The sequence below is a fragment of the Streptomyces sp. NPDC101132 genome (assembly GCF_044759225.1).
In the GTDB taxonomy this organism is placed as follows: Bacteria; Actinomycetota; Actinomycetes; order Streptomycetales; family Streptomycetaceae; genus Streptomyces.
In genome coordinates this window covers 718,523-728,093 of record NZ_JBIVYX010000002.1, presented here as the reverse complement: position 1 = coordinate 728,093, position 9,571 = coordinate 718,523, and the positions used below count along the sequence as shown (strand labels likewise).

Annotated in this window: 7 protein-coding genes and 1 rRNA gene; 2 read left to right on the top strand and 6 right to left on the bottom strand. The window is 71.3% G+C overall.

What is annotated here, in order from left to right:
* Positions 1-76: ribosomal RNA gene (locus ACIQUR_RS07560) — 16S ribosomal RNA — on the bottom strand; the annotation flags it as partial.
* A gap of 498 nt (positions 77-574) precedes the next feature.
* A complete protein-coding gene (locus tag ACIQUR_RS07555; RefSeq protein ID WP_403659792.1) occupies positions 575-1,582 on the bottom strand; it encodes a stage II sporulation protein M in 1,008 nt (335 codons plus the stop codon).
* Between the two features lie 122 nt (positions 1,583-1,704).
* On the opposite strand from ACIQUR_RS07555, the gene ACIQUR_RS07550 reads away from it, so the two are divergent.
* A complete protein-coding gene (locus tag ACIQUR_RS07550; protein WP_403659789.1) occupies positions 1,705-2,697 on the top strand; it encodes an RDD family protein in 993 nt (330 codons plus the stop codon).
* Here ACIQUR_RS07550 and ACIQUR_RS07545 read toward each other — a convergent pair whose 3' ends face one another.
* Complete coding sequence (locus ACIQUR_RS07545) at positions 2,698-3,318, bottom strand: hypothetical protein (protein WP_403659786.1); 621 nt, start codon at positions 3,316-3,318, stop codon at positions 2,698-2,700.
* A 125-nt stretch (positions 3,319-3,443) separates the two neighbouring features.
* A complete protein-coding gene (gene ahcY / locus ACIQUR_RS07540; protein ID WP_399950160.1) occupies positions 3,444-4,880 on the bottom strand; it encodes an adenosylhomocysteinase in 1,437 nt (478 codons plus the stop codon).
* 339 nt (positions 4,881-5,219) lie between these two features.
* Here ahcY and ACIQUR_RS07535 point away from each other — a divergent pair, with 339 nt between their 5' ends.
* On the top strand, positions 5,220-7,280 hold the full coding sequence (locus tag ACIQUR_RS07535; RefSeq protein ID WP_403659782.1) for a fructose-specific PTS transporter subunit EIIC: 2,061 nt from the start codon (positions 5,220-5,222) through the stop codon (positions 7,278-7,280).
* Between the two features lie 86 nt (positions 7,281-7,366).
* Here the strand turns inward: ACIQUR_RS07535 and ACIQUR_RS07530 are convergent, their stop codons facing one another.
* Positions 7,367-8,296 carry a cation diffusion facilitator family transporter gene (locus ACIQUR_RS07530; RefSeq protein ID WP_403659779.1) on the bottom strand — a complete coding sequence of 310 codons (930 nt, stop codon included), beginning with the start codon at positions 8,294-8,296 and terminating at the stop codon, positions 7,367-7,369.
* Positions 8,297-8,368: 72 nt separating this feature from the next.
* Positions 8,369-9,538 carry a mannose-6-phosphate isomerase, class I gene (gene manA / locus ACIQUR_RS07525; protein ID WP_403659776.1) on the bottom strand — a complete coding sequence of 390 codons (1,170 nt, stop codon included), beginning with the start codon at positions 9,536-9,538 and terminating at the stop codon, positions 8,369-8,371.
* Positions 9,539-9,571: the final 33 nt, after the last annotated feature.

Here is a 9,571-nt window from a genome sequence, read left to right as displayed (position 1 = left end):
GGCTTCATCGTTCGACTTGCATGTGTTAAGCACGCCGCCAGCGTTCGTCCTGAGCCAGGATCAAACTCTCCGTGAATGTGTACCGGTAATCCGGTGAAACACTCGCGTTGAGCGGAACAGCCCGACCGGAATATGGCCGACTGTCCTCAGCGTCCTCGCTGTGTGTGTTGCCTACGAGCACCACATGGGCCCCGCAGGTCTTCAAAGGAACTCCAACTCACCGAAGTGAGCCGGGGTTGTCAATCTGGCGTTGACTTTTGGCACGCTGTTGAGTTCTCAAGGTGCGGTCGCTTCCTTTGTTCCCGTTTCCGGGCCCTCCGGGCGCTTCCTTCGTTTCCGACTCTATCAGATCTTTTCGACCGGGTTTTTCCGGCTTCTCGATCCGATAAAGGAGTCGGGGTGTGCTCCGACCGTGGAATTCGAATTCCATCCGGGAGCGAGAGAGATATTAGACCGTCGCGGTCGAACTGTCCAGTTCGAGGCAACCGTTCGAATCTACCTCCCCACGCGAACCGTGTCAACGGTCTTTGCGGGACGACGAGGAGACTAGCAGCTCAACGGGCTTGTACGCACATCAGGCCGCGACGGGCAGTGATGAGCTCTGGTCAGCGGCCTGCAGGTCGCCCGTCTCGCCCGCCTTCGCGGCCCGTCCGCCGAGCACCCACACGTAGACCAGGAACAGTGCCTCGGCCAGGACGCCGATGCCGATGCGGGCCCAGGTCGGCAGGCCCGAGGGGGTGACGAAGGCTTCGATGATCCCGGACAGGAACAGCACCACCGCAAGGCCCATGGCCATGCCGAGGGCGGCCCGGCCCTGCTCGGCCAGGGCCACCCGCCGGGTGCGGGGGCCCGGGTCGATGACGGTCCAGCCGAGGCGGAGGCCCGTACCCGCGGCGACGAACACGGCCGTCAGCTCCAGCAGGCCGTGTGGGAGGAGCAGCCCGAGGAGGGTGTCCAGGCGGCCGGCCGAGCCCATCAGGCCGATGGCGACGCCGAGGTTGAGCATGTTCTGGAAGAGGATCCAGAGCACCGGGAGGCCCAGGAAGGCACCCAGGACCAGGCACATGGCGGCGGCCCGGGCGTTGTTCGTCCACACCTGGGCGGCGAAGGAGGTCGCCGGGTGGCTGGAGTAGTACGTCTCGTACGCCCCGCCCGGCCTGGTCATCTCCCGCAGTTCCGTCGGGGCGCCGATGGCGGCCTGCACCTCGGGGTGGGCCGCGATCCACCAGCCGATCAGCGCGCCGACGGCGATGGAGAGCAGGGCCGTGGGCACCCACCAGCGGCGGCTGCGGTAGACGGCGGCCGGGAAGCCCTCGGTGAAGAAGCGGGCGGCGTCGCGCCAGGTGGCGCGGCGGGTGCCGGTGACCGTGGCGCGGGCGCGCGCGACGAGCTGGGTCAGGCGGCCGGTGAGCATCGGGTCCGGCGCGCTGGACTGGATCAGGGAGAGGTGGGTGGCCGTGCGCTGGTAGAGCGCGATGAGTTCGTCGGCTTCGGCGCCGGTCAGCTTCCGGCCGCGGCGGAGCAGGTGCTCCAGACGCTGCCATTCGGCCTGGTGGGCGGTGACGAAGACGTCGAGGTCCATCCGGCTGCTGCTCCCCGCTGCGGTCCGTTGAGTTGTTCGCGTACCGCCCCGGGTGCTGACCGTACGAACGTCAGCTTGGCAGACTTGTTGACCAAGGGGCACGGCTTGGAGGGTGGGCATCGGTGAGCGATCTGGTGACGGGCGACGCGGTCGTCCTCGGACTTCGGCCCGCGCGGCTGCCCAGCCGGGCCCTGGCCATCGTGATCGACCTGGCCGTCCAGTGGGCGGTGTTCCTGGTCGTGACGACGGTGGTGGTGGCCGCGACCTCCTCGCTCGACGAGGCGGCGCAGATGGCGATCTCGATCACGCTGTTCCTGCTCGTCCTGGTCGGTGTGCCGATCGCGGTGGAGACGCTGAGCCGGGGCCGGTCCCTGGGGAAGCTGGTCTGCGGGCTGCGGGTGGTGCGGGACGACGGCGGGCCGATCCGGTTCCGGCACGCGCTGGTGCGCGGGGCGATGGGCGTGGTCGAGCTGCTGATGACCTTCGGGGTGGTGGCGATCATCGCGTCGCTGGTCTCGGCCCGGGGGCGGCGGGTCGGTGACGTGTTCGCGGGGACGCTGGTGGTGCGCGAGCGGGTGCCGGGGGCGCGGGCGGCGTACGTTCCGCCTCCGCCGCCGTGGCTGGCCGGGCGGTTCACGCAGCTGGACCTGTCGGCGGTGCCGGAGGGGCTGTGGCTGGCGATCCGCCAGTACCTGACGCGGATGAACCAGCTGGATCCGCAGGTCAGCGCCTCGATGGCGGCCCGGCTCGGCGACGACCTGGTGGCGTGCACGGGTACGCCCGCGCCTCCCGGGGTGCCGGCGGCGGCCTACCTGGCGGCCGTGGTGCACGAGCGCCGGGAGCGGGACGCGCGGCGTGCCTTCGGGAACGCGGGCGGGGGCCCGGCGGCTCCGGTCCCCCCGGTGCCGGGGGCGGGTGCGCCGTACGCGGCTCCGTACGCGGCTCCGGTGGGGCAGGCTCCGGGGCCCTTCGCGGCGCCGGGCGCGCCGGTGCCGCCCGCGTCGTACGGCCCGCCCGCGCCGTACGCGCCGCAGGCTCCGGCCGTGCCCGCCGCTCCCCCGGCCGAGACGCCGGCGCCCGAGCGGCCCGCCACCGGGTTCGCGCCGCCGGCCTAGCTAGTCCGGCCGGAACTGCGAGGGCGGGGTTTCGAGGTCCTCCAGCTCGATGCCGGGGGCGGAGAGGACCACGTCGCCGGCGATGTGCACGGTGTGCTGCTCGCCCGTGTCCAGCTCGCTGACCTGGTACGCGTCCACCATCAGCGGACCGCTGTCGGTGGTGTGCGCCTCGCTGCGGAGCAGGGCCCACGCCTGGTCCAGCGTGCGGGGGGCGAGCACGGGGTCGGTGAAGGCGACCAGGCGTACGCGCTTGGCCGGGTCGCCGGGGGCGAGGCGCAGCAGGCGGGCGGTGGCCACGAGGAAGGCCGGGGAGGTGCCGGTGAAGGCGTGGGCGGGGACGTTGCCCTCGGTCGCCTCGGTGCCGGTGGGGTCGGTGCGTACCCAGGTGACGCCGTCCAGCGCCGCGCCGCGGACCTGCCAGCTCGCGGCGTGGAGTTCGAGGCGGATGGGGCGGCCGAGGTCGTCGATGGTCAGGTCGACGGAGCCGCGGTGGTCCCCGGAGGGGCCGGTGAGCTGGGAGACGTAGCGCCAGCCGGAGGAGCCGGGCGCGCAGTGGAAGTGCTCCTCGCCGAGGGGGGTGTGGTCGTGCGGGTCGTGCAGCGAATAACGGCCGCGGGGCATGTTGGCCTCAGAACTCTCGGGGTGGGGCTCCGGATACGGGGCAGGCCCCCGGCACGGGGTGCGGGGGGCCTGCCTGTGGTGCTGGGTGCTGCGGGGCCGGTCCGGTACGGCGTACCGGGGCCGGCTCAGTAGCGGTAGTGGTCCGGCTTGTACGGGCCCTCGACCTTGACGCCGATGTAGTCGGCCTGCTCCGGGCGCAGGGTCGTGAGCTTCACGCCCAGCGCGTCGAGGTGCAGGCGGGCGACCTTCTCGTCGAGGTGCTTCGGGAGCACGTAGACGTCGGTCGGGTACTCGTTCGGCTTGGTGAAGAGCTCGATCTGGGCCAGGGTCTGGTCCGCGAAGGAGTTCGACATCACGAACGACGGGTGGCCGGTCGCGTTGCCCAGGTTGAGGAGGCGGCCCTCGGACAGGACGATCAGGACCTTGCCGTCCGGGAAGGTCCAGGTGTGGACCTGCGGCTTGACCTCGTCCTTGACGATGCCGTCGATCTTGGCGAGACCGGCCATGTCGATCTCGTTGTCGAAGTGGCCGATGTTGCCCACGATCGCCTGGTGCTTCATCTTGGCCATGTCCGAGGCCATGATGATGTCCTTGTTGCCCGTGGTCGTGATGAAGATGTCGGCCGTCTCGACGACCTCGTCCAGCGTCGTGACCTGGTATCCGTCCATCGCCGCCTGGAGCGCGCAGATCGGGTCGATCTCGGTGATGACGACGCGGGCGCCCTGGCCGCGGAGGGACTCGGCGCAGCCCTTGCCGACGTCGCCGTAGCCGCAGACGACCGCGACCTTGCCGCCGATGAGGACGTCGGTGGCGCGGTTGATGCCGTCGATGAGCGAGTGGCGGCAGCCGTACTTGTTGTCGAACTTCGACTTGGTGACGGCGTCGTTCACGTTGATCGCCGGGAAGAGCAGGGTGCCCTCGGCCATCATCTCGTACAGGCGGTGGACGCCCGTGGTGGTCTCCTCGGTGACGCCGCGGATCTCGGAGGCCAGCTGCGTCCACTTCTGCGGGGACTCCGCGAGGGTGCGGTTGAGCAGCGTGAGGATGTGGCCGTACTCCTCGGAGTCCGCGGTGGACGGGTCCGGGGCCTGGCCGGCCTTCTCGAACTCGACGCCCTTGTGGACCAGGAGGGTGGCGTCACCGCCGTCGTCCAGGATCATGTTCGGGCCGCCGGTGGGGGTGTTCGGCCAGGTCAGCGCCTGCTCCGTGCACCACCAGTACTCCTCCAGCGTCTCGCCCTTCCAGGCGAAGACCGGCACGCCCTGCGGGTTGTCCGGGGTGCCGTTCGGGCCGACGGCGATGGCCGCGGCCGCGTGGTCCTGGGTGGAGAAGATGTTGCAGGAGGCCCAGCGGACCTCGGCGCCGAGGGCGACCAGGGTCTCGATCAGGACGGCGGTCTGCACGGTCATGTGCAGCGAGCCGGTGATGCGGGCGCCCGCCAGGGGCTGCGCGGCGGCGTACTCCTTGCGGATCGACATCAGGCCGGGCATCTCGTGCTCGGCGAGCGTGATCTCCTTGCGGCCGAACGCCGCGAGGGAGAGGTCTGCGACCTTGAAGTCCATGCGTGCTGCTCCTCAGTTCGGAGAGGGTGGGTACGGCTGAGCCGTGCACCTCGGGGGCGCACCAGCGCAGTCCGTCGGAGGCCCTCTCTCCCCTCGGCCGATCACCAGGATCGCCCGACCCGCCATCAGCAGCGACGTCTGACACCGCTTACGAATCTACACCGATCGGCCCAGCGTGCCCCAGCCGACCGGGCGATCCGCCGTGGTGCGGCTCAGGCCTTCCGGCGTGCCGGTTTTGGGTCTTTTGGACTTTTGATCCGTCCCTTATCCGGGGGAGGATGCTGGGTGGATCGCGCCGCTCGCGCGATCGCGCAGGACCCACGGCGTGAGGAGATTCCAGTGACCAGTCCGGCCGGCCCCTCCGGGGGAGGGCAGAAGCGCCTGAAGCTGCTCGCCGTCACCGCGTGCCCCACCGGGATCGCCCACACCTACATGGCGGCCGAGAAGCTCCAGCAGGCCGCCGACCGCCTGGGCGTCGACATGAAGGTGGAGACGCAGGGCTCCATCGGCGCCGAGAACGTGCTCACTGACAACGATGTCAGGGAGGCGGACGGCATCATCATCGCCGCCGACAAGGAGGTGGACCGCGACCGGTTCGCCGGCAAGCGGGTGCTGTCCGTCGGGGTCGCCGACGGCATCCACAAGCCGGAGGAGCTGATCGAACGGGTGCAGGGCGCCCCCGTCCAGGCGGAGGGCGCGGCCACGCCGGCCGGCACGGGCGCGGGTGGCGGCAAGGAGCGCAGCGCCGCGTACAAGGCGCTGATGAACGGCGTCTCGCACATGATCCCGTTCGTCGTGGTCGGCGGTCTGCTGCTGGCGATCTCCATCGCGCTGGGCGGCCACTCCACGTCGAAGGGCATCGTCTTCGACGAGGGCTCCTTCTGGTTCTACGTGAACGCCCTGGGCGGCCTCGGCTTCAAGCTGATGCTGCCGATCTTCTCCGGGTACATCGCGTACGCCCTCGGCGACCGGCCCGCCCTCGTGCCCGGCATGATCGGCGGCTTCCTGGCCGCCGACGCCGTGAACATCTACGGGGCGGAGGCGAACGCGGGCTTCCTCGGCGCCATCGCGACCGGCTTCCTGGCCGGCTACCTGGTGATCTGGATCAAGAAGGCCAAGGTCCCCCGGTTCGTCCAGCCGATCATGCCGATCATCGTGATCCCGATCCTGTCGACGCTCACCCTGGGCCTGCTCTACATCTACGTCATCGGCCGGCCCATCTCCTGGGTGTTCGTGCACCTGACCGACTGGCTCAACGGCATGACCGGCTCCAGCGCGGTCGTGCTGGGCGCCATCATCGGCCTGATGATCTCCTTCGACATGGGCGGCCCGGTCAACAAGACGGCCTTCCTGGTCGCGGTGGGCCTCATCGGCACCAACAACGCCGTGATGGGCATGGCCGCCGCGGCCATCCCCGTGATGCCGCTCGGCCAGGGCCTGGCCACGCTGCTGCGCCGCAAGCTCTACTCGGACCAGGAGCGCGAGACCGGCATCGCCGCGTTGTTCATGGGCTTCTTCGGCATCTCGGAGGGCGCCATCCCGTTCGCCGCGGCACGGCCGGCCCAGGTGATCCCGGCGAACATGCTCGGCGGTGCGGTGGCCGGCGCGCTCGCGGGTCTCGCGGGGGTCGAGGACTCCGTGCCGCACGGCGGCCCGATCGTCGCGCTCTTCGGGGCGGTCAGCGGGGTCGCGATGTTCTTCGTGGCCATCGCCGCGGGTACGGTCGTCACCGCCCTGGCCACCAACGCGCTGATCGACCTCAAGCGCCGCCGGGACGGCGTGGCCGCCGCGGCCCCCGCCGTCTCCGCCGCTCCCGAGCCGGCGCTGGTCGGCGCGGCCGCGGGCGCCGGAACCGGTACGGGTCCCGTCGGCGGTGCCGGCACGGCCACGGCCCCCGCCACCGCCGTCGGCGCGCCCGCCGCCGCCACCGTGGACGCCGCGCCCGAGGTGCTCTCCGGCTACCTCACGGAGCAGACCGTCAGGACGGAGCTGGCCGCGGACTCCAAGGAGGCCGCGATCCGCGAGATGGCCGAGATGCTGGCGACCACGGGCAACGTCCGGGACGTCGACGAGCTGGTGCGGGTGGCGCTGGCCCGCGAGGCCCAGGGCACCACGGGCCTGGGCGAGTCCATCGCCATCCCGCACGCCAAGACCGACGCGGTGAGCCGGCCCACGGTGGGCTTCGCCCGGTCCTCCGAGGGCATCGAGTGGGGTGCCCTGGACGGTACGCGGGCCAGGCTGGTCTTCATGATCTCCGTACCGGAGGCGGCCGCCGGGGACGAGCACCTGCGGATCCTGGCCCTGCTGTCGCGCAAGCTGATGGACGCGGACTTCCGGGAGCGGCTCGGTACCGCGCCGGACGAGCCCGCGATCCTCGACGTGCTCCGCGAGATCCGGTAGCCGCACGGAGCCACCGGGGAACGCCGGAGGCCCCCGCGGGCGGTTGCTCGCGGGGGCCTCCGGCGTCGGGCCTCGGGGCCGGGGCGCTACTCGGCGGCCGCGGCCCGCTCCTGGTAGATGTCCGGCTCCAGGTAGATGACGCGGGCGATGGGTACGGCCGCCCGGATCCGCTCCTCCGCGGCGTTGATCGCGTGGGCGACCTCGGCGGCGGTGTCGTCGTGCTGGACGGCGACCTTGGCGGCGACGAGCAGCTCCTCCGGGCCGAGGTGGAGCGTGCGCATGTGGATGAGGCGGGTGACGGTGTCGCCGTCGACCATCGCGGCCTTGATCTTCTCGACGTCCTCGACGCCGGCGGCCTCGCCGAGCAGCAGCGACTTGGTCTCGGCGGCCAGGATGATCGCGATGACGATCAGCAGGACACCGATGCAGAGCGTGCCGATGCCGTCCCAGACGCCGTTGCCGGTGAGCAGCGCGAGGCCGACGCCGCCGAGGGCGAGGACCAGGCCGACCAGGGCGCCGAGGTCCTCCAGGAGGACGACGGGCAGCTCGGGCGCCTTGGCGCGGCGGACGAACTGGATCCAGGTCAGGCCGCCGCGCAGCTCGTTGGACTCCTTGATCGCGGTGCGGAAGGAGAAGCTCTCGGCGATGATCGCGAAGACGAGCACGCCGATCGGCCAGTACCACTGCTCGATCTCGTGCGGGTCCTTGATCTTCTCGTAGCCCTCGTAGATGGCGAACATGCCGCCGACCGAGAACAGCACGATGGAGACGAGGAAGGCGTAGATGTAGCGCTCGCGCCCGTAGCCGAAGGGATGCTGCGGCGTCGCTTCGCGCTGGGCCTTCTTGCCGCCGAGCAGCAGCAGGCCCTGGTTGCCGGAGTCGGCGAGCGAGTGGACGCTTTCCGCGAGCATCGACGACGAGCCGCTGAAGATGAATGCCACGAACTTGGCTGCGGCGATGGCGAGGTTGGCGGCGAGGGCCGCCACGATCGCCTTGGTTCCGCCTGACGCGCTCATGGGTGCAGGGTGTCCCTTCTCCGACCGGTGATTCGGCCGCACATTGTTGCAGCAGTCGGGAGGAACGCCACGTCAGACCACCACGGTGGCACGGAAGACCGTGCCCGTACCGGACAATTCGGTCTTCTCGCCCGCCGGTACGAAGACCGCGTGGCCCGGGCCCAGCACCTCCTCCGCCGACTCCCCGCGGACCACGGGGGCTCCGGCGGTGCAGAGCAGGATCTGCGGGGTGAGGGCCGGGAGCGGGCGGGGCGCGGAGCCGGGGGCGAGGACCAGCCGGGAGAGGCGGAACTCGTCGATGGGGGTGTCGTACACCTCCTCGCCGTTGCCCTCCGGGCGCAGCACGGCCGGGTCGCCGGCCTCGAAGCGGGTGACCCGCAGGAGTTCGGGGACGTCGACGTGCTTGGGGGTGAGCCCGCAGCGGAGCACGTTGTCGGAGTTGGCCATCAGCTCGACGCCCATGCCGTCGAGGTACGCGTGCGGGATGCCGGCGCCGAGGAACATCGCCTCGCCGGGCTGGAGGCGTACGTGGTTGAGGAGCATGGCGGCGATGACGCCCGGGTCGCCGGGGTAGTGGTGGGCCAGCTTGGCGTACGGGGCGTACGCGCCGCCCAGGCGTTCCGCGGCGGCGCTCGCCTCGGCGACGGTGTGGGCCATCTCGGCGCGGTCCGCGGTGAGGACGGCGGTGAGGACCTCGCGCAGGGCGGCGTCCTCGGGGTGGGCGTGGAGCAGGTCGACGTACGGCTTGAGCGAGTCGACCTCCAGCGCGGCGAACAGGTCGGCGGTCCTGAGCGGGTCGCGGAAGCCGCACAGGCCGTCGAACGGGGTGAGCGCGCAGACGAGTTCGGGCTTGTGGTTGGCGTCCTTGTAGTTGCGGTGGGGGGCGTCGAGGGGGACGCCGCGCCGCTCTTCCTCCGCGAACCCCGCGCGGGCCTGGGCGAGATCGGGGTGGACCTGGAGGGAGAGGGGCGCGCCCGCGGCGAGCACCTTGAAGAGGAAGGGCAGCCGGGGGCCGAACCTGGCGACGGCCTCGGGACCGAGCTCCCGCTCGGGGTCGGCGGCGATCAGCTCCGAGAGGGCCGTCTCGCCCCCGCCGCGGTCCACCCGTGAGGGGGCTCCGGGGTGGGCGCCCATCCACAGTTCGGCCTGGGGCTCTCCCGTCGGCGTGACGCCGAGCAGTTCCGGGATGGCTGTCGGGGAACCCCAGGCGTAGGGGCGGACGGTGTTCGAGAGGCGGTCCATCGGTCGTCTTCCTGGGAGGAGGAGCCGGGGAGG

Coding starts and splice junctions, on each gene's coding strand:
- ACIQUR_RS07555 (WP_403659792.1), bottom strand. CDS start 1,582: ATGGACCTCGACGTCTTCGTCACCGCCCACCAGGCCGAATGGCAGCGT.
- ACIQUR_RS07545 (WP_403659786.1), bottom strand. CDS start 3,318: ATGCCCCGCGGCCGTTATTCGCTGCACGACCCGCACGACCACACCCCC.
- ahcY (WP_399950160.1), bottom strand. CDS start 4,880: ATGGACTTCAAGGTCGCAGACCTCTCCCTCGCGGCGTTCGGCCGCAAG.
- ACIQUR_RS07530 (WP_403659779.1), bottom strand. CDS start 8,296: ATGAGCGCGTCAGGCGGAACCAAGGCGATCGTGGCGGCCCTCGCCGCC.
- manA (WP_403659776.1), bottom strand. CDS start 9,538: ATGGACCGCCTCTCGAACACCGTCCGCCCCTACGCCTGGGGTTCCCCG.